The sequence below is a fragment of the Streptomyces speibonae genome, from assembly GCF_984686075.1.
Genome location: NZ_OZ480260.1, coordinates 2,346,962 through 2,366,766, shown reverse-complemented (window position 1 = coordinate 2,366,766; position 19,805 = coordinate 2,346,962). Strand labels below are relative to the sequence as shown.

At 71.8% G+C, this 19,805-nt stretch carries 14 protein-coding genes; 11 read left to right on the top strand and 3 right to left on the bottom strand.

Annotated elements, in window-relative coordinates:
• Positions 1-13: 13 nt before the first annotated feature.
• Entirely contained in the window at positions 14-874 is an 861-nt protein-coding gene (mutM, locus tag AC5L3C_RS10300; RefSeq protein ID WP_493648586.1) for a bifunctional DNA-formamidopyrimidine glycosylase/DNA-(apurinic or apyrimidinic site) lyase, read from the top strand.
• Here mutM and AC5L3C_RS10295 read toward each other — a convergent pair.
• The gene (locus AC5L3C_RS10295; protein ID WP_493648584.1) at positions 847-1,248 is read right to left on the bottom strand and encodes a winged helix-turn-helix transcriptional regulator; all 402 of its coding nucleotides are present in this window, start codon (positions 1,246-1,248) and stop codon (positions 847-849) included. The genes mutM and AC5L3C_RS10295 overlap by 28 nt on opposite strands.
• Before the next feature lie 60 nt (positions 1,249-1,308).
• Positions 1,309-2,628 carry a CAP domain-containing protein gene (locus AC5L3C_RS10290; protein ID WP_493648582.1) on the bottom strand — a complete coding sequence of 440 codons (1,320 nt, stop codon included), beginning with the start codon at positions 2,626-2,628 and terminating at the stop codon, positions 1,309-1,311.
• 176 nt (positions 2,629-2,804) lie between these two features.
• On the opposite strand from AC5L3C_RS10290, the gene AC5L3C_RS10285 reads away from it, so the two are divergent.
• The 5 genes from AC5L3C_RS10285 to ftsY all read left to right on the top strand — a co-directional run bounded on the left by AC5L3C_RS10285 (position 2,805) and on the right by ftsY (position 10,816).
• Positions 2,805-3,086: an acylphosphatase gene (locus tag AC5L3C_RS10285; RefSeq protein ID WP_493648581.1), complete on the top strand. Its 282-nt coding sequence runs from the start codon at positions 2,805-2,807 to the stop codon at positions 3,084-3,086.
• Between the two features lie 377 nt (positions 3,087-3,463).
• A complete protein-coding gene (locus tag AC5L3C_RS10280; RefSeq protein ID WP_030824772.1) occupies positions 3,464-3,667 on the top strand; it encodes a hypothetical protein in 204 nt (67 codons plus the stop codon).
• Positions 3,668-3,933: 266 nt separating this feature from the next.
• A complete protein-coding gene (locus tag AC5L3C_RS10275; protein WP_493648579.1) occupies positions 3,934-7,647 on the top strand; it encodes an AAA family ATPase in 3,714 nt (1,237 codons plus the stop codon).
• 215 nt (positions 7,648-7,862) lie between these two features.
• Positions 7,863-9,281 carry a sugar porter family MFS transporter gene (locus tag AC5L3C_RS10270; protein ID WP_493648577.1) on the top strand — a complete coding sequence of 473 codons (1,419 nt, stop codon included), beginning with the start codon at positions 7,863-7,865 and terminating at the stop codon, positions 9,279-9,281.
• 332 nt (positions 9,282-9,613) lie between these two features.
• On the top strand, positions 9,614-10,816 hold the full coding sequence (gene ftsY, locus AC5L3C_RS10265; protein ID WP_493648575.1) for a signal recognition particle-docking protein FtsY: 1,203 nt from the start codon (positions 9,614-9,616) through the stop codon (positions 10,814-10,816).
• Positions 10,817-11,006: 190 nt separating this feature from the next.
• Here the strand turns inward: ftsY and AC5L3C_RS10260 are convergent, their stop codons facing one another.
• Positions 11,007-11,672: a bifunctional DNA primase/polymerase gene (locus tag AC5L3C_RS10260; protein WP_493648573.1), complete on the bottom strand. Its 666-nt coding sequence runs from the start codon at positions 11,670-11,672 to the stop codon at positions 11,007-11,009.
• A 446-nt stretch (positions 11,673-12,118) separates the two neighbouring features.
• On the opposite strand from AC5L3C_RS10260, the gene nsdA reads away from it, so the two are divergent.
• The 5 genes from nsdA (at position 12,119) to ffh (ending at position 19,759) form a co-directional block, all read left to right on the top strand.
• Entirely contained in the window at positions 12,119-13,615 is a 1,497-nt protein-coding gene (nsdA, locus tag AC5L3C_RS10255) for a transcriptional repressor NsdA (protein WP_493648571.1), read from the top strand.
• Between the two features lie 344 nt (positions 13,616-13,959).
• Entirely contained in the window at positions 13,960-15,300 is a 1,341-nt protein-coding gene (locus tag AC5L3C_RS10250) for an ammonium transporter (protein WP_493648569.1), read from the top strand.
• Positions 15,297-15,635 (top strand): P-II family nitrogen regulator, encoded by a 339-nt coding sequence (locus AC5L3C_RS10245; protein WP_030231663.1) that lies wholly within the window; start codon positions 15,297-15,299, stop codon positions 15,633-15,635. Before AC5L3C_RS10250 ends, AC5L3C_RS10245 begins: the two co-directional genes overlap by 4 nt.
• Positions 15,636-15,664: 29 nt before the next feature.
• Positions 15,665-18,106: a [protein-PII] uridylyltransferase gene (locus tag AC5L3C_RS10240; RefSeq protein ID WP_493648567.1), complete on the top strand. Its 2,442-nt coding sequence runs from the start codon at positions 15,665-15,667 to the stop codon at positions 18,104-18,106.
• A gap of 105 nt (positions 18,107-18,211) precedes the next feature.
• Positions 18,212-19,759: a signal recognition particle protein gene (ffh, locus tag AC5L3C_RS10235; protein ID WP_493648565.1), complete on the top strand. Its 1,548-nt coding sequence runs from the start codon at positions 18,212-18,214 to the stop codon at positions 19,757-19,759.
• Positions 19,760-19,805: the final 46 nt, after the last annotated feature.

The following is a 19,805-nucleotide window of genomic DNA, read 5'->3' as shown; positions in this document are numbered from 1 at the left end:
CTGGAGGGAGACCATGCCCGAGCTGCCCGAGGTCGAGGTGGTACGGCGCGGACTCGAGCGCTGGGTCGCCCACCGGACCGTCGCCGAGGCCGAAGTGCTCCACCCGCGCGCGGTACGCCGTCATCTCGCCGGCGCGGACGACTTCACGCACCGGCTCAAGGGCCACCGTGTCGGAGTGCCCAGCCGCCGCGGCAAGTACCTCTGGCTGCCGCTGGAGGACACCGGCCAGGCCGTGCTGGCCCACCTCGGCATGAGCGGGCAGCTGCTGGTCCAGCCGCACACCGCGCCGGACGAGAAGCACCTGCGCGTCCGCGTCCGCTTCACCGACGCCCGGGAGACCGAGCTCCGCTTCGTCGACCAGCGCACCTTCGGCGGCCTCTCGCTGCACGACACCACCCCCGACGGCCTGCCCGACGTGATCGCGCACATCGCCCCGGACCCCCTCGACCCGCTCTTCGACGACGAGACCTTCCACCAGGCCCTGCGCCGCAAGCGGACCACCATCAAGCGGGCCCTGCTCGACCAATCACTGATCAGCGGCGTCGGCAACATCTACGCCGACGAGGCGCTGTGGCGCGCCCGCATCCACTACGAACGCCCCACGGCCGGCTTCACCCGCCCGCGCACCCTGCTCCTGCTCGGCCACGTCCGGGACGTCATGAACGCCGCCCTGTCCGTCGGCGGCACCAGCTTCGACAGCCTCTACGTCAACGTCAACGGCGAGTCCGGCTACTTCGACCGCTCCCTGGACGCGTACGGCCGTGAGGGCCTGCCCTGCCGCCGCTGCGGCACGCCGATGCGCCGACGGGCGTGGATGAACCGCTCCAGCTACTTCTGCCCGCGCTGTCAGCGGGCGCCGCGCGTCGCGTCGTAACGGTCACGCGCCTGGAGCACGGCGTCCATGCCGTCCTCGACACAACGGATGAGGGACAGCAGCCGCTCGGCCACTTCGCGGCCCAGCGGGGTCAGTTCGTAGTCCACGCGGGGCGGATTGGTCGGCTGGGCCTCCCGCAGCACCAGACCGTCCCGCTCCAGCGCGTGCAGCGTTTGGGACAGCATCTTCTCGCTCACGCCGTCGACCCGGCGGCGCAGCTCGTTGAACCGGAGCGAGCCCTCGTACAGCGCGCCCAGCGTGAGCGCTCCCCAACGACCGGTCACGTGCTCGAGCGTGCCGCGCGAGGGGCAGGCCTTGGCGAACACGTTGAAGGGAAGCTCCTGCCCCTCCGGCCGCTGTTCGGTGGACGTCATCCTTCCAGCCTAAGCCAGCCCCACACCAACCAACAGCTCGCGCTAACCCAGGGTTAGTGCTCAGTAGCCGAAGTTCTGGGTCCACCAGGGGCCGCCCGGGCCCATGTGGACGCCCACGCCCAGGGTCTTGAAGTCGCAGTTCAGGATGTTTGCCTTGTGGCCGGGGCTGTCCATCCAGGCCTTCATCACGGCCTCGGCGTCGGCCTGGCCCCGGGCTATGTTCTCGCCGCCGAGGCTGCTGATGCCGGCCGCCTGGGCCCTGTCCCAGGGCGTATCGCCGTCGGGGTCGGTGTGGTCGAAGAAGCCCCGCTTGGCCATGTCGTCGCTGAACGCCGTGGCCAGCGCGGCCAGCTCGCTGCTGGCGGTGACCGGGGTGCAGCCCGCCTTGGCGCGCTCCACGTTGACCAGCCGGAGCACCTCCGCCCCGGCCGCGGCCTCCGCGGAACTGGGCACGGGGTTGTTCGTCTTCTTCTCCGGCTCGGGTGTCGCCTTGCGGGACGGCGCCTTCTCCGCGGTCTTCTCCGGAGTCGCCGCGGGCTTCTTGTCCTGCGGCTTCTCCTCGTCCTGCGCCCGCTCCCGCTCCCGCTCCTTGTCCTCCTCCGGGGTCTTCGTCGGAGCGGCGGAGGAGGAGGGCGACGCGGACGGCTCGGCGGCCTGGGAGCGTTCGCCGTCGCGGCTCGCGGGGGCGCCCGCGTCCCGGCCGGGCGACTCCACGCTGCCGGACGCGCCGCCCTGCTCGGTGGGCAGGCTCGTCACCGTGTCGCCGGCCTGCACCTCCTCGCCGGGGCTGCTGTCGCCGCCGAGCTTGTAGTTCTCCAGGCCGGGCACCGCGCCCGTGGCCACCGCGACCGTGCCGATCGCCACGGCGGCCGAGACGCCGAGCAGGCCGGTGCGGACCGGTGTCGCGGCCTTCTTCTTGCGCCGCCGGTGACCGCTCGCGGGCCGCCCGATCTCGCCCTCGGGCGAGCGGCGGGGGGAGGGGAGCCCCTCGGAGGATGTGAAGGTGTCGCGGTGGCCGGTGCCGCCGTCGTCCGGGAAGCCGTCACCGGCGAAGGCGGGGCCGGGCCGGTCCTGCACCGTCGGGAAGCCCGCGTCGGAGAAGTCGGGGAAGCCGCCCCGGGTGAAGTCGTGGGCGGCGGAGTACGCGCCGGCGTCGTCCGCGGCGTACTCGTCCGTCGCGTAGAGGTACGCCTCGCTGCGCGCGTAGGTCTCGGCGTAGGCCTCCGGGTTCAGATACGGAGCCGTCCCCATCGTGGGCGGGCCGTCCGTCCGCTCGCCCAGGAGATCCACGCCCCCGTCGTAGGGGCCGTCGTGGTGAGTGACCCCCGTGGCGCGGCCCGTGGCGGCGCGGCCGGCGTCGGAGCGTCGGTGGCGTCCCATGTTTCTGGCCTTCCTCGTCCTTGCGGTCGACCCGTCTCGCGACCAGACCGAAACTGGATGATCACGAAACTCACACGAAGGAGTGAGTTTCATATGAGATTCATGGGTCGGGACGGTACCGCATGACGCCAGGGGCCGGAGTGCCCGGTGTGACTTTGTCCGGTTAGGTTGCAGCCATGAGCGAGGATGTGCGACTGGTCGCCTGGGTGCGCGGACATGTCCAAGGTGTGGGTTTCCGCTGGTTCACCCGGGCCAAGGCACTGGAGATCGGCGGGCTGAGTGGTTTTGCTCTCAATCTCGGCGACGGCAGGGTCCAGGTCGTGGCCGAGGGTCCCCGCGACCGCTGCGAGGGTCTGCTCGACTGGCTCCGGGCCGGCGACACGCCCGGGCGCGTGGATGGAGTCACCGAGATCTGGGACACACCCAGAGGCGGCTACGACGGCTTCGCGATCCGCTGATCCAGCCCGCCGCGGCGCCTCCGCTCGGCCCGTCCGGTCCGCGTCGCGGCCCCTCGCCGACGAAAACGTCCTGGTGATTGCGGCAAACGGCTTGCCATGGGGCGCGCCGCCCGCCAGGATGATCGCCACGTCCCGAGGACCCGAGAGAGTCGCGCCGCCGCCGCTTCCCGGCCGTGCGCACCCCGTTGTCCGCCAATACGGGGCGTGATCGTGTTGACCCTCAAACTTTTTGGTGAGACGCTGAAAGCCCCGCGCACCTTAGCTGTTTGGCATGGCTGAACGGCAGCACAACTCCAGGCCTGCCAAGCACCGCGGGTGCGAATCCCTCACGACCCACACCGCATCGGTCGGTCACTCAGTGTGGAGGACCATCCATCATGGCAAAGGCGCTTCTCGGTTACGTCGGCGGCTCCGACCCTCGACTCCTCGCCGAGATGCGACGGCTCCAGCAGCGCGTCCAGGACCTGGAATCCGAGCTCGTACGGATCCAGGCGGAGAAGGACGCGCTGGCGGCTGCCGCTTCTCACGACAGGATCATGGAGAGCGTTGACGCACACCAGGCGGAGCCTGCGCTCACCTGATCACTGCACCGCTCCACAACCAGCACGGCAGTGGTCGGGACCGCCCGTCACAACCGCCAAGCAGTAAGAAACTGCAAGGGACGCCACGGCGTCCCTTCTTTCTTGCCCCTCCGTGTGTCCTCGCCCCCGCGACCCCCACGCACGGTGCTCCTTGTTGTCCCGCGCATCCTTTCACCGTCTTCAACGTCTGGTGTGCCCTTCGCGTTCACCCGCGAAACCGCTCGTTCATGGAGTGAGACGTCCCCCGGCGGGTAGAGTCCGGCGGCGTGCACCTCAAGGCCCTGACCCTCCGCGGCTTCAAGTCGTTCGCATCCGCGACCACGCTCCGGTTCGAGCCGGGGATCACATGCGTCGTCGGCCCGAACGGCTCGGGCAAGTCCAACGTCGTGGACGCGCTCAGCTGGGTCATGGGCGAGCAGGGTGCCAAGTCGCTGCGCGGCGGCAAGATGGAGGACGTCATCTTCGCCGGCACCACCGGCCGGCCCCCGCTGGGCCGCGCCGAGGTGTCGCTCACCATCGACAACTCCGACGGCGCCCTCCCCATCGAGTACGCCGAGGTCACCATCACGCGGATCATGTTCCGCAACGGCGGCAGCGAATACCAGATCAACGGTGACACGTGCCGTCTCCTGGACATCCAGGAACTGCTCTCCGACTCCGGCATCGGCCGCGAGATGCACGTCATCGTCGGCCAGGGCCAGCTCGACTCCGTCCTGCACGCCGACCCCACCGGCCGCCGCGCCTTCATCGAGGAGGCGGCCGGCGTCCTCAAGCACCGCAAGCGCAAGGAGAAGGCGCTGCGGAAGCTGGACGCGATGCAGGCCAACCTCGCGCGCGTGCAGGACCTCACCGACGAGCTGCGCCGCCAGCTCAAGCCGCTGGGCCGGCAGGCAGCCGTCGCCCGCAGGGCCGCCGTCATCCAGGCCGACCTCCGTGACGCGCGGCTGCGCCTCCTCGCCGACGACCTCGTACGGCTGCGCGAGGCGCTCAAGGCGGAGATCGCCGACGAGGCCGCCCTGAAGGAGCGCAAGGAAGCCGCCGAGCTGGAGCTGAAGAAGGCGCTCCAGCGCGAGGGCCGGCTGGAGGACGAGGTCCGCCGGCTCACCCCGCGCCTCCAGAACGCCCAGCAGACCTGGTACGAACTCTCCCAGTTCGCCGAGCGGGTGCGCGGCACCATCTCGCTGGCCGACGCCCGCGTGAAGAGCGCCTCCTCGGCGCCTCCCGAGGAGCGGCGGGGCCGGGACCCCGAGGACATGGAGCGCGAGGCCGCCCGCATCCGGGAACAGGAGGCCGAGCTGGAGGCCGCCCTGGAGGCGGCCGAACGCGCCCTGGAGGACACGGTCGCCCACCGCGCGGAGCTGGAACGCGAACTCGCCCAGGAGGAACGGCGCCTGAAGGACGCCGCACGGGCCATCGCCGACCGGCGCGAGGGGCTCGCCCGGCTCAAGGGGCAGGTGGGCGCCGCGCGCTCCCGTGCCGCCGCGGCCCAGGCCGAGATCGAGCGGCTCGCCCTCGCCCGGGACGAGGCCCGCGAGCGGGCCGCCGCGGCCCAGGAGGAGTACGAGACCCTCCAGGCCGAGGTCGACGGCCTCGACGCCGGCGACGCCGAACTCGGAGAGCGGCACGAGGAGGCCAAGCGCGGGCTCGCGGAGGCGGAAGCCGCCCTCGTCGCCGCCCGCGAGGCGCTCACCGCGGCGGAACGCGAACGCGCCGCGACCCGGGCCCGGCACGAGGCCCTCGCCCTCGGCCTGCGCCGCAAGGACGGCACCGGCGCCCTGCTCGGCGCGAAGGACAGCCTCACCGGGCTGCTGGGCCCGGCCGCGGAACTGCTGACGGTGACACCCGGCTACGAGGTGCCGCTCGCGGCCGCGTTCGGCGCGGCGGCGGACGCCCTCGCGGTCTCCTCCCCGGCCACGGCGGCCGACGCCATCCGCCTCCTCCGCAAACAGGACGCAGGCCGCGCCGCCCTCCTCCTGACCAGCACCCCGGACACCACGTCCATCGAAACGCCCCCCAGCGGCACGGGGGACGGCGCCCCCGGTACCGGCACCGCAGGTGCCACCCCCTCCAGGGGCGCGGGGAACGGCGCGCCCAGCCCCGACGCACCCGCACCCGCCACCCCCTCCGCAACCCCCCTCCCCGAGGAGCGCTCCACCCCCCTCCCCGCGGAGCGCCTCGTCAGCGGCCCCGCCGAGCTCATGCCGGCCGTGCGGCGGCTTCTGCACTGCATCGTGGTCGTCGGCACCCTGGAGGACGCCGAGGAACTCGTCTACGCCCACCCCGACCTCACCGCCGTCACCGCCGAAGGCGACCTCCTCGGCGCCCACTTCGCGCACGGTGGCTCCGCGGGCGCCCCCAGCCTGCTGGAGGTGCAGGCCTCCGTGGACGAGGCCGCCGCCGAGCTGGAGGAGCTGGCCGTACGGTGCGAGGAGCTGACCGGGGCCCAGGAAGCCGCGTCCGCCCGGCGCAAGGAGTGCGCGGCCCTCGTCGAGGAGCTCGGTGAACGGCGCCGGGCCGCCGACCGGGAGAAGTCCTCCGTCGCCCAGCAGCTCGGCCGCCTCGCCGGACAGGCGCGCGGCGCAGCCGGAGAGGCGGAGCGCGCCGACGCCGCCGCGGCCCGCGCGCAGGATGCCCTCGACAAGGCCCTCGCCGATGTCGAGGAACTCGCCGAACGGCTCGCGGTCGCCGAGGAGATGCCGTTCGAGGAGGAGCCCGACACCTCCGTACGCGACCGGCTCGCCGCCGACGGCGCCAACGCCCGCCAGACCGAGATGGAGGCCCGCCTCCAGGCCCGTACGCACGAGGAACGGGTCAAGGCCCTGGCCGGACGGGCCGATTCCCTCGACCGCGCCGCCCGCGCCGAGCGCGAGGCACGGACGCGTGCCGAGCAGCGCCGGGCCCGGCTGCGCCACGAGGCCGCCGTCGCCGGAGCGGTCGCGCAGGGCGCCCGCCGGCTGCTCGCCCACGTCGAGGTGTCCCTCGCCCGCGCCGACGAGGAGCGCGCCGCCGCCGAGGCCGCCAAGGCCCGCCGCGAGCAGGATCTCGCCCGGGCCCGCACCGAGGGGCGCGATCTCAAGGCGGAACTCGACAAGTTGACGGATTCGGTTCACCGCGGCGAGGTACTCGGCGCCGAGAAGCGGCTGCGGGTGGAGCAGCTGGAGACCAAGGCGCTGGAGGAACTGGGTGTCGAGCCGGCGGGGCTGGTGGCGGAGTACGGCCCGCACCAGCTGGTGCCGCCCTCGCCCCCCGCCGAGGGAGAACAGCTCCCGGAGGCTGATTCCGAAAGCGGCTCCGCCGCGGGGGAGCACCCGCGCAACAGGCCCCGCCCCTTCGTACGGTCAGAGCAGGAGAAGCGCCTGAAGGCCGCCGAGCGCGCCTACCAGCAGCTCGGCAAGGTCAACCCGCTCGCCCTGGAGGAGTTCGCCGCGCTGGAGGAACGCCACCAGTTCCTCAGCGAGCAGCTGGAGGACCTGAAGAAGACCCGCGCGGATCTGCTCCAGGTCGTCAAGGAGGTCGACGAACGCGTCGAGCAGGTCTTCACCGAGGCCTACCGGGACACCGCCCGCGAGTTCGAGGGCGTCTTCTCCCGCCTGTTCCCGGGCGGCGAGGGCCGGCTGGTGCTGACCGACCCCGACAACATGCTCACCACGGGCGTGGACGTCGAGGCGCGTCCGCCCGGCAAGAAGGTCAAGCGGCTCTCGCTGCTCTCCGGCGGCGAACGGTCCCTGACCGCGGTGGCGCTGCTCGTGTCGATCTTCAAGGCGCGGCCCAGCCCGTTCTACGTCATGGACGAGGTCGAGGCCGCCCTCGACGACACCAACCTCCAGCGGCTGATCCGGATCATGCAGGAGCTGCAGGAGGCCTCGCAGCTGATCGTGATCACGCACCAGAAGCGCACCATGGAGGTCGCCGACGCGCTCTACGGCGTCTCCATGCAGGGCGACGGCGTGTCCAAGGTCATCAGCCAGCGCCTGCGCTAGAGCGACCGGCCCTTGCGCCGGGGCATCACAAAACCTTCAAGTTCTGAACGCTGTGCAACTCGCCACGTCTCCAAACCGATCCACCCGGGCCTATTGACTTCAAAAGTTGAAGACATGGTCTCTCCAGAGTCGTTTTTACCTTCAGGTACCTTCAAGTGGACCTCGAAGGGCTGACCCCCCATCCGGCGATGCTGCCGGTGGCCCGAGGAGTACACGTGACCAGCACCACGCAGGCACACACAACAGGAGCCGGTACGGCTCATCCCGAACATCTCGGGCACGTCATCTTCATCGCGGCGGCCGCCGCCATGGGCGGCTTCCTCTTCGGCTACGACAGTTCCGTGATCAACGGCGCCGTCGAGGCCGTCCGGGACCGCTACGACATCGGCTCCGCCGCGCTCGCCCAGGTCATCGCCGTCGCCCTGATCGGCTGTGCCATCGGCGCCGCGACCGCCGGCCGCATAGCCGACCGCATCGGCCGCATCCGGTGCATGCAGATCGCCGCCGTGCTGTTCACCATCAGCGCCGTCGGCTCCGCGCTGCCCTTCTCGCTGTACGACCTCGCCTTCTGGCGGATCGTCGGCGGCTTCGCCATCGGCATGGCCTCCGTCATCGGCCCGGCCTACATCGCCGAGGTCGCCCCGCCCGCCTACCGTGGCCGCCTCGGCTCCTTCCAGCAGGCCGCCATCGTCATCGGCATCGCCGTGTCGCAGCTCGTCAACTGGGGCATCCTCAACGCCGCCGACGGCGACCAGCGCGGTGAGCTGATGGGCCTGGAGGCCTGGCAGCTCATGCTCGGCGTCATGGTCGTCCCGGCCGTCCTCTACGGCCTGCTCTCCTTCGCCATCCCCGAGTCCCCCCGCTACCTGATCTCCGTCGGCAAGCACGAGCGCGCCCGGGGGATCCTGCAGGAGGTCGAGGGCAACGACACCGACCTGGACGCCCGCGTCACCGAGATCGAGACGGCGATGCACCGCGAGGAGAAGTCCAGCTTCAAGGACCTGCTCGGCGGCAGCTTCTTCTTCAAGCCGATCGTCTGGGTCGGTATCGGCCTGTCGGTGTTCCAGCAGTTCGTCGGCATCAACGTCGCCTTCTACTACTCGGCGACCCTGTGGCAGTCGGTCGGCGTCGACCCGTCGGACTCGTTCTTCTACTCCTTCACCACCTCGATCATCAACATCGTCGGCACCGTCATCGCGATGATCTTCGTGGACCGCATCGGCCGCCGCCCGCTCGCCGTCATCGGCTCCGTCGGCATGGTGATCGGTCTCGCGCTGGAGGCCTGGGCCTTCTCCTCCGACCTGGTCGACGGGCAGCTGCCGGCCACCCAGGGCTGGGTCGCCCTGATCGCCGCGCACGTCTTCGTCCTCTTCTTCGCCCTGTCGTGGGGTGTCGTGGTCTGGGTCATGCTCGGCGAGATGTTCCCCAACCGGATCCGCGCCGCCGCCCTCGGTGTCGCCGCCGCCGCGCAGTGGATCGCCAACTGGGCCATCACCGCGAGCTTCCCCTCGCTGGCCGACTGGAACCTGTCGCTCACCTATGTGATCTACACCGTCTTCGCCGCGCTCTCCATCCCGTTCGTCCTGAAGTTCGTGAAGGAGACGAAGGGCAAGTCGCTGGAGGAGATGGGCTGACCGGCCCCGCCGAACCCGGGGGGAAGGGTTCACCTCCCCGCTGCCCCTCTCCCCGCAACCCCCCACCCGCCGCCCCGGCCCGGCACCGTCCGCGCCGGGGCGGCGGCATACCCGCACACGCCCGGCCCGCACATGGCGGCCCGCACACGTCCGGCCCGCACATGGCGGCCCGCACACGTCCGGCCCGCACATGGCGGCCCGCACACGTCCGGCCCGCACATGGCGGCCCGCACACGCCCGGCCCGCACATGGCGGCCCCGCGCGGCACGGACCGACCGGCGCGGGCCGCGTTCGGGCCGGGCGCCGTACCCATGGCCGATACTGGACGGGTTATGGACATCGTCATCCTTGCTGTAGTCATCGCCGTGGTCGTGCTCGGCGCGCTCGGCGGGCTCGTCATCGGCACCCGGCGCAAGAAGCCGCTGCCCCCGCCGCCGCCCGCCGCGCCCGACATCACCGCCCCTCCGGCCGAGCCGCATGTCGGCGAAGAGGCCGAGACGCCGCGGGAGGAACCGCGGCGCACCATCGAGGAGGTTGATCTTCCGGCGGGCGCCGGCCCCGTCGTCATCGAGGAACCGCCCGCCGCCGAGGCTCCCGAGATCGAGATCCCGGAGCCCACCGCCGGCCGGCTGGTCCGGCTGCGCGCCCGTCTCTCCCGTTCGCAGAACGCTCTGGGCAAGGGCCTGCTCACCCTGCTGTCCCGCGAGCACCTCGACGAGGACACCTGGGAGGAGATCGAGGACACCCTGCTCACCGCCGACGTCGGTGTGCAGCCCACCCAGGAACTGGTCGAGCGCCTGCGTGAGCGGGTCAAGGTGCTCGGCACCCGCACCCCCGAGGAACTGCGCGGACTGCTCCGCGAGGAGCTGGTCACCCTCGTCGGTCCCGACATGGACCGCACCGTGCACACCGAGAACGAGGACGGCGGCCCCGGGATCGTGATGGTCGTCGGCGTCAACGGCACCGGCAAGACCACGACCATGGGCAAGCTCGCCCGCGTTCTCGTCGCCGACGGCAACACCGTCGTCCTCGGCGCCGCCGACACCTTCCGTGCCGCGGCCGCCGACCAGCTCCAGACCTGGGCCGAGCGGGTCGGTGCCCACACCGTCCGCGGCCCGGAGGGCGGCGACCCGGCCTCCGTCGCGTTCGACGCGGTCAAGGAGGGCAAGGACATGGCCGCCGACGCGGTGCTCATCGACACCGCCGGGCGGCTGCACACCAAGACCGGTCTCATGGACGAGCTGGGCAAGGTCAAGCGGGTGGTGGAGAAGCAGGCGCCGCTGGACGAGGTGCTGCTCGTGCTGGACGCCACGACCGGTCAGAACGGGCTGGTGCAGGCCCGGGTCTTCGCCGAGGTCGTGGACATCACCGGCATCGTGCTGACCAAGCTGGACGGGACGGCCAAGGGGGGCATCGTCATCGCCGTGCAGCGGGAGCTCGGGGTGCCGGTCAAGCTGATCGGGCTCGGGGAGGGGGCGGACGATCTGGCGCCGTTCGAGCCGGAGGCGTTCGTGGATGCGCTCATTGGGGAGTGACGTTCCTTTCAGCGGTCCTGGACCTGACGAAGCGCCCGGCCCACCCGGTACCTCCGGGGGACGGGCGCTTCGCTGTGCGCCGAGACGCGTCGGTGCGGGCCGGGGGTGTTCGCGCAGCCCGGTGCTTTCGGGGTGCCTCCCAGGCCCTTGAGGCACTGGGGGAGGCACGATGGCCCGCTGGAGCGACCGGCTACATTCCCGACCGGTGGGCCACGTAGGCCAGCGTGCCCAGCAGGAGCCGGGCTTCCGGAGGGCGCGTGGCCGAGTCCAGCGCGGGGGAGCGCAGCCAGCGGACGGGCCCGAGTCCGCCCCGGTCCGACGGCGGCGCCGTGATGTACGCACCGGGACCGAGGCCGTGGACGTCCAGCGCGGCCGGGTCGTCCCAGCCCATGCGGTAGAGCAGATCGGGCAGGGCGACGGCGGCCCCGGGCGCGACGAGGAAGTGCGCCCGGCCGTCCGGCGTGGCGGCCACCGGCCCGACCGGCAGGCCCATGCGCTCCAGCCGGGCCAGCGCGTGGCGCCCGGCTGGCTCGGCGACCTCGATCACGTCGAACGCCCGCCCCACCGGCAGCATCAGCGCGGCCCCGGGGAACTCGGACCAGACCGAGGTGACCTCGTCCAGGGACGCTCCCGCCCGGACCACCGGGGCGTGGCCGAGCGGATGGGCGCCCGGTGCCCGGCAGTCGGGGTGTCCGCAGGAGCAGGCGCCCGCGGCGGCCCGTACGCCCGGCACCACGTCCCAGCCCCACAGCCCGGTGTACTCCGCCACGACCGTGCCGTCCGACGAGCGGCCGCGGCGGCGCGAACCGGACCGGATGTCGCGGATGCCCCGACTGATACCGATCGTGAAGCCCATGCCCCCTCCAACGGGTCCGACGTATCGGCGGTTACGTAGCGGACGCCGAATGTGACGCTCTGTTTCCGACTTCCCCGCACCCTGTCGCCCAACCGGCGCTTCGACGTGTCGAGGGTGGTGCGTCGGGCGATGCGCGCCCCTGCGTGCATCGCTGCATCCACTCTTGGCTGTCCTGTGTCAAGTGAATCGCGGTACGGCGACCGTGAGTTCATTCGAAGGGGTGGCGAATGGTGGCGATTGCGGTTCCGCCATGGTGAGACGGGTGATCGTAGGGTTACTTTGTGTGCACGGCTTCTTGGGGCACATGCACTCGCGGGTATGCCGGAGGCAACTCGGCTCTCCGTTCGAAGGGCGGCAACCGCCGGACGAGCGGCCCCGACAACCGGCATTCTGATAGGGCTTGGCGCACTCAGCGACAAGTGGTCTTCAGGGATGGGGGCGTTCCAGTGAGCGGCAACGGCGGTGGCGGGGCGAGCGCGGCGGGTCCGGAGAAGCGTCCGAACGAGCTTCTCGCCTCGTGGTTCGTCCGCAGCGGCTGGTCCAAGGGCGAGCTCGCCCGGCAGGTCAACCGCAGAGCGCGCCAGCTGGGTGCCAACCACATCTCCACCGACACCTCCCGTGTGCGCCGCTGGCTCGACGGTGAGAACCCGCGCGAGCCGATCCCCAGAATCCTCTCCGAGCTGTTCTCCGAGCGCTTCGGCGTCGTCGTCTCCGTCGAGGACCTGGGCCTGCGCACCGCCCGCCCAGCACCCTCCGCGACCGGCGTCGACCTGCCCTGGACGGGTCCGCAGACCGTGGCCCTCATCAGCGAGTTCTCGCGCAGCGACCTGATGCTGGCGCGGCGCGGCTTCCTCGGGAGCTCGCTCGCCCTCTCCGCGGGCCCGTCCCTCATCGAGCCCATGCAGCGCTGGCTCGTGCCCACCCCGCCCGCCCCGCTGCCCCGGCCCGAGCCCGAGCCCGTCTCCTCCTCCGCCCGCGCGCGCGGGCGGCTCTCCCGGCCCGAGCTGGACCTGCTGGAGACCACCACCGTCATGTTCCGGCAGTGGGACGCCCAGTGCGGCGGCGGACTGCGCCGCAAGGCGGTCGTCGGCCAGCTGCACGAGGTGACCGACCTCCTCCAGGAACCCCAGCCCGAGGCCGCCACCCGGCGGCTGTTCAAGGTCGCCGCCGAACTCGCCGAACTGGCCGGCTGGATGTCGTACGACGTCGGGCTCCAGCCCACCGCCCAGAAGTACTTCGTGCTCGCCCTGCACGCCGCCAAGGAAGCGGGCGACCGGCCGCTCGGCTCCTACGTGCTCTCCAGCATGAGCCGTCAGATGATCCACCTGGGCCGGCCCGAGGACGCCCTGGAGCTGATCCACCTCGCGCAGTACGGCAGCCGCGACTGCGCGAGCCCGCGCACCCAGTCCATGCTGTATGCGATGGAGGCCCGCGCCTACGCCAACATGGGCCAGCCCGGCCGGTGCAAGCGGGCCGTGCGGATGGCCGAGGACACCTTCGCCGAGGCCGACGAGTGGGACGAGCCCGACGCCGACTGGATCCACTTCTTCTCCGAGGCCGAGCTCTACGCCGAGAACTCGCACTCCTTCCGCGACCTCGCCTACGTCGCGGGCCGCAGCCCCACCTACGCCTCGCTCGCCGAGCCGCTGATGAAGCGGGCGGTGGAACTGTTCTCCCTGGAGGGCGGCGCCCACCAGCGCTCCTACGCCCTCAACCTGATCGGCATGGCCACCGTCCACCTGCTCCAGCGTGAGCCCGAGCAGAGCACGGTTCTGGCCACCGAGGCCATCAAGGCGGCCAAGAAGGTCCGTTCCGAGCGCGTCAACACTCGTATCCGAAAGACGGTCGACACCGCCGTACGCGACTACGGGGACCTCGCCGACGTCGTGGAACTCACCGAGCGGCTCGCGATCGAGCTGCCCGAGACCGCCGAGGCGGTCTGACCCCGCACAGCCACCCTGCCCCGGCCGCGGCCGGCCCTCCCGAACTGCCCGACTCGGCTCCCCCATGCCAGTCATTCGGAGGCCGGTCGCGGCCGGCTTTTTCGCTCTCCGGCCACGGCTCCCGGCCGAACACCGAAGGTTGCGCCACGATAACGATCGGCGGGCCCCGGGACCGGCAGTTCATCGACCCGTAACACGCCGGGTGTCTTCGTCACGGCGGCGAAACAACGAGGGGCTTCCACCGAAACGGCGCTGCGCCAATCTCATGGCGCATAACCGGCCCACCCCTCAATCCGCTCAAGGCTTCGCCCGCACGGGGCCGTACCAACGACGAGGAGACGCCGATGGCACCAGCCATCACCCTGGCCGCAGACGCGCCCACGCTGTCCGCCGCCAACACAGGGTTCATGCTCATCTGTTCCGCCCTAGTCATGCTCATGACCCCGGGCCTCGCCTTCTTCTACGGAGGCATGGTCCGCGTCAAGAGCACCCTGAACATGCTGATGATGAGCTTCATCAGCCTGGGCATCGTCACCGTCCTGTGGGTGCTGTACGGGTTCTCCATGGCGTTCGGCACCGACTCCGGCAGCGTCATCGGCTGGAACTCGGACTGGGTCGGCCTCAGCGACATCGGCCTCACCGAGCTGTGGGACGGCACCACCATCCCGCTCTTCGTGTTCCTCGTCTTCCAGATGATGTTCGCCATCCTGACGCCCGCGCTGATCAGCGGCGCCCTCGCGGACCGCGTGAAGTTCACCGCCTGGGCGCTGTTCATCGCCCTGTGGGTCACCGTCGTCTACTTCCCCGTAGCCCACTGGGTCTGGGGATCCGGCGGCTGGGCCTTCGAACTCGGCGTCATCGACTTCGCCGGCGGCACGGCCGTCCACATCAACGCCGGTGCCGCGGCGCTCGGCGTGATCCTGGTCATCGGCAAGCGCATCGGCTTCAAGAAGGACCCGATGCGCCCGCACAGCCTCCCGCTGGTCATGCTCGGCGCCGCCCTGCTGTGGTTCGGCTGGTTCGGCTTCAACTCCGGCTCCTGGCTCGGCAACGACGACGGCGTCGGCGCACTGATGTTCGTCAACACCCAGGTCGCCACCGGAGCCGCGGTCCTCGGCTGGCTCGCCTACGAGAAGATCCGCCACGGCGCCTTCACCACGCTCGGCGCCGCCTCCGGTGCCGTCTCCGGCCTGGTCGCCATCACCCCCGCGGGCGGCGCGGTCTCCCCGCTCGGCGCCATCGCGGTCGGCCTCATCGCCGGTGTGCTGTGCGCCATGGCCGTCGGCCTGAAGTACAAGTTCGGCTACGACGACTCCCTCGACGTCGTCGGCGTCCACCTCGTCGGCGGCATCATCGGCTCCCTGCTCATCGGCTTCTTCGCCACCGGCAAGGGCCAGTCCGACGTCGCGGGCCTCTTCTACGGCGGCGGCCTGGACCAGTTCTGGAAGCAGTGCGCCGGTGTCTTCGGCGTCCTCGCCTACTCCCTGGTCGTTTCCGCGCTCCTCGCCTTCGTCCTGCACAAGACCATCGGTATGCGAGTCTCCGAGGACGACGAGGTGGCCGGTGTCGACCAGGCCGAGCACGCCGAGACCGCATACGACTTCAGCGGCGCCGGCGGCGGCGCGGCCCGCACCGCAGTCACCGCCCCCGCCGCCCAGGCCGAGAGCAAGAAGGTGGACGCATGAAGCTCATCACCGCCGTCGTGAAGCCGCACCGGCTCGACGAGATCAAGGAGGCCCTGCAGGCCTTCGGAGTGCACGGCCTGACGGTCACCGAGGCCAGCGGCTACGGCCGTCAGCGCGGCCACACCGAGGTCTACCGCGGTGCCGAGTACACCGTCGACCTGGTGCCCAAGATCCGCATCGAGGTGCTGGTCGAGGACGACGACGCCGAGCAGCTGATCGACGTCGTGGTCAAGGCCGCCCGCACCGGCAAGATCGGTGACGGCAAGGTCTGGTCGATCCCGGTCGAGACCGCCGTACGGGTCCGGACCGGCGAGCGCGGCCCGGACGCGCTCTGACAGCAGACGGACGGAACAGGAGCCGCCGGGTGACGGGGACGGACATGCGCAACGAGGCAGAGGACTCGGGACCCAGCGGCTACGCGGCGGCCCGGCTGCACCTTCTCAACGAGAAGGCGCGGCCCGGGCCGCCGCGCCGTGCCGCCCTGGCGGACCTCACGGACCGGTGGCTCGCCGGGCTCTTCGCCGCCGGGAGCCAGGGGGCGCGCGGAGTGTCCCTGGTCGCCGTGGGCGGCTACGGGCGCGCGGAACTCTCCCCGCGCAGCGACCTCGACCTGCTCCTGCTGCACGAGGGCGGCGACCCCGAGGCGGTCGCCGCCCTCGCGGACCGGCTCTGGTACCCCGTCTGGGACCTGGGCCTCGCCCTCGACCACTCCGTCCGCACCCCCGCCGAGGCCCGCAGGACGGCGGGCGAGGACCTCAAGGTCCAGCTCGGACTGCTGGACGCCCGGCACATCGCCGGTGACCTCGGCCTCACCACCGCCCTGCGCACGGCGGTGCTCGCCGACTGGCGCAACCAGGCACCCAAACGCCTTCCCGCGCTGCGGGAGCTGTGCGAGGAGCGCGCCGCACGCCACGGTGAACTGCAATACCTCCTCGAACCCGACCTCAAGGAGGCCCGCGGCGGACTGCGCGACGTCACCGCCCTGCGCGCGGTGGCAGCGTCCTGGCTCGCCGACGCCCCGCGCGAGGGTCTCACCGACGCCCGCCGCCGGCTCCTCGACGTACGGGACGCCCTGCACCTGGCGACCGGACGCGCCACCGACCGCCTGGCGCTCCAGGAACAGGACCAGGTCGCGGACGGACTCGGCCTGCTCGACGCCGACGCGCTGCTGCGCCAGGTCTACGAGGCCGCGCGGGTCATCGCCTACGCCGGCGACGTCACCTGGCGCGAAGTGGGACGCGTCCTGCGCTCCCGCGCGGCGCGGCCCCGGCTGCGCGCCATACTGGGCGGCGGACGCACGGCCCCCGAGCGCTCCCCGCTGGCCGAAGGGGTCGTGGAACACGACGGCGAGGTGGTACTCGCCCGCGCCGCACGCCCCGAACGCGACCCCGTGCTGCCCCTGCGCGCCGCGGCCGCCGCCGCACAGGCCGGACTGCCGCTCTCCCTGCACGCCGTACGGCGCATGGCCTCCGGCGCGCGCCCGCTGCCCGCGCCCTGGCCCGCCGAGGCACGCGAACAGCTCGTGACCCTGCTGGGCTCCGGCCGGCCCACCGTCCAGGTCTGGGAGGCACTCGAGGCGGAAGGCCTGGTCAACAGCCTGCTGCCGGACTGGGAACGGGTCCGCTGCCGCCCCCAGCGCAACGCCGTCCACCTGTGGACCGTGGACCGGCACCTCATCGAGACCGCCGTGCGCGCCTCCGAGTTCACCCGGCGCGTGCACCGGCCCGACCTGCTGCTCGTCGCCGCGCTGCTGCACGACATCGGCAAGGGCTGGCCCGGCGACCACTCCGTGGCCGGCGAGGTCATCGCCAAGGACGTGGCCGCCCGCATCGGCTTCGACCACCACGACGTCGCCGTGATCGCCACCCTCGTACGCCACCACCTCCTGCTCGTCGAGACCGCCACCCGGCGCGACCTGGACGACCCCGCCACGGTGCGCGCGGTGGCCGAGGCGGTCGGCACCCAGGGCACCCTCGAACTCCTGCACGCCCTCACCGAGGCGGACGCCCTGGCCACCGGGCCCGCCGCCTGGTCGTCGTGGCGCGCCTCCCTCGTCGCCGACCTGGTCCAACGGGTCTCCGCCGTGCTGTCGGGAGAGATCCCGGCCGACCCCGCGGAGGCCACGCCCACCGCGGAGCACGAGCGGCTCGCCCTCGAGGCCGCCGCCACGGGCGCTCCCGTGCTGTCCCTGCGCGCCCAGACCGCACCGCCCGCCGAGCCCACCGGCGACCCCGAACCGCTGGGCGTGGAACTGCTCATCGCCGTACCCGACCAGGAGGGCGTGCTGCCCGCGGTGGCCGGCGTGCTGGCCGTGCACCGGCTGACCGTGCGGACCGCCGAGCTGCGCACCCTGGCCCTCCCCGACGGCGTCGACGGCTCCGTGCTGCTGCTGGACTGGCGGGTCGCCGCCGAGTACGGCTCCCTGCCCCAGGCCACCCGGCTCCGCGCCGACCTCGTACGCGCCCTCGACGGCAGCCTCGACATCGCGAGCCGCCTCGCCGAGCGCGACGCCGCGTACCCGAGGCGGCGGGGCGTGGTGCCGCCCCCGCCCCGCGTGACGGTCGCCCCGGCCGCCTCCCGGCACGCCACGGTGATCGAGGTCCGCGCCCAGGACGCCCCCGGGCTGCTGTTCCGCATCGGGCGGGCCTTGGAGGACGCGGCCGTACGGGTCCGCAGCGCCCATGCGAGCACCCTGGGCGCCAACGCCGTCGACGCCTTCTACGTCACCGGCCCCGAGGGCACCCCGCTCCCCGCCGAGGAGGCCGTGGCGGTGGCCCGCAAACTGGAGGAGACGCTGAGGGCGTGACCGTGTGCGCGGGGTCCGCGGTGAACGGCGGAGACGCTTTGCTTGCCGAGGCGGATACCCTGGAGGGCGACCTACACCACTGCCGACGCGAGGACCTACGCCGCCGTGTTCGATACTCTCTCCGACCGCTTGTCAGCCACTTTCAAATCCCTCCGGGGCAAGGGCAGGCTGTCCGAAGCGGACATCGACGCCACGGCGCGTGAGATCCGCATCGCCCTCCTGGAAGCGGACGTGGCCCTGCCCGTCGTCCGGACCTTCATCAAGAACGTGAAGGAGAGGGCGCTCGGCGCCGAGGTCTCCAAGGCGCTGAATCCGGCCCAGCAGGTTCTCAAGATCGTGAACGACGAGCTCGTCACGATCCTGGGTGGCGAGACCCGCCGTCTGCGGTTCGCCAAGCAGCCGCCGACCGTGATCATGCTGGCCGGTCTGCAGGGTGCCGGTAAGACCACCCTCGCGGGCAAGCTCGGCCGCTGGCTGAAGGAGCAGGGCCACTCGCCGGTGCTGGTCGCCGCCGATCTCCAGCGCCCCAACGCCGTCAACCAGCTGAGCGTCGTCGCCGAGCGCGCGGGAGTCGCCGTCTACGCGCCCGAGCCGGGCAACGGTGTGGGCGACCCGGTGAAGGTCGCCAAGGACTCCATCGAGTTCGCGAAGAGCAAGGTCCACGACATCGTGATCGTGGACACCGCCGGCCGCCTGGGCATCGACCAGGAGATGATGCAGCAGGCCGCGGACATCCGGGACGCGGTCTCGCCCGACGAGATCCTGTTCGTCGTCGACGCGATGATCGGTCAGGACGCCGTCAACACGGCGGAGGCCTTCCGTGACGGCGTCGGCTTCGACGGCGTGGTGCTCTCCAAGCTCGACGGTGACGCGCGCGGTGGTGCCGCCCTGTCGATCCGGCAGATCACCGGCAAGCCGATCATGTTCGCCTCCAACGGCGAGAAGCTCGACGACTTCGACGCCTTCCACCCGGACCGGATGGCCTCCCGCATCCTCGACATGGGTGACCTGCTCACCCTGATCGAGCAGGCGGAGAAGACGTTCAGCCAGGACGAGGCCGAGAAGATGGCCTCCAAGCTGGCGTCCAAGAAGGGCCAGGACTTCACCCTGGACGACTTCCTGGCCCAGATGGAGCAGGTCAGGAAGATGGGCTCCATCTCCAAGCTCCTGGGGATGCTGCCCGGCATGGGCCAGATCAAGGATCAGATCAACAACCTCGACGAGCGGGACGTCGACCGCACCGCGGCGATCATCAAGTCGATGACCCCGGCCGAGCGCCAGGAGCCGACGATCATCAACGGCTCGCGCCGGGCCCGTATCGCCAAGGGCTCCGGTGTCGAGGTCAGCGCGGTGAAGAACCTGGTCGAGCGGTTCTTCGAGGCCCGCAAGATGATGTCCCGCATGGCGCAGGGCGGCGGCATGCCGGGGCTGCCCGGGATGCCGGGCACGGGCGGCGGTCCGGGCCGGCAGAAGAAGAAGCAGAAGCAGGCCAAGGGCAAGCAGCGCTCCGGCAACCCGATGAAGCGCAAGCAGCAGGAGCAGGAGGCCGCGGCGCGCCGCGCGGCGGCGGCCGAGGGCGGTGCCTTCGGGCTGCCGCAGCAGGGCGGCAAGGACTTCGAGCTGCCCGACGAGTTCAAGAAGTTCATGGGCTGAGGCCCACGCGGTGCACGACGCCGGGGCGCCCTCCACATGGGGGCGC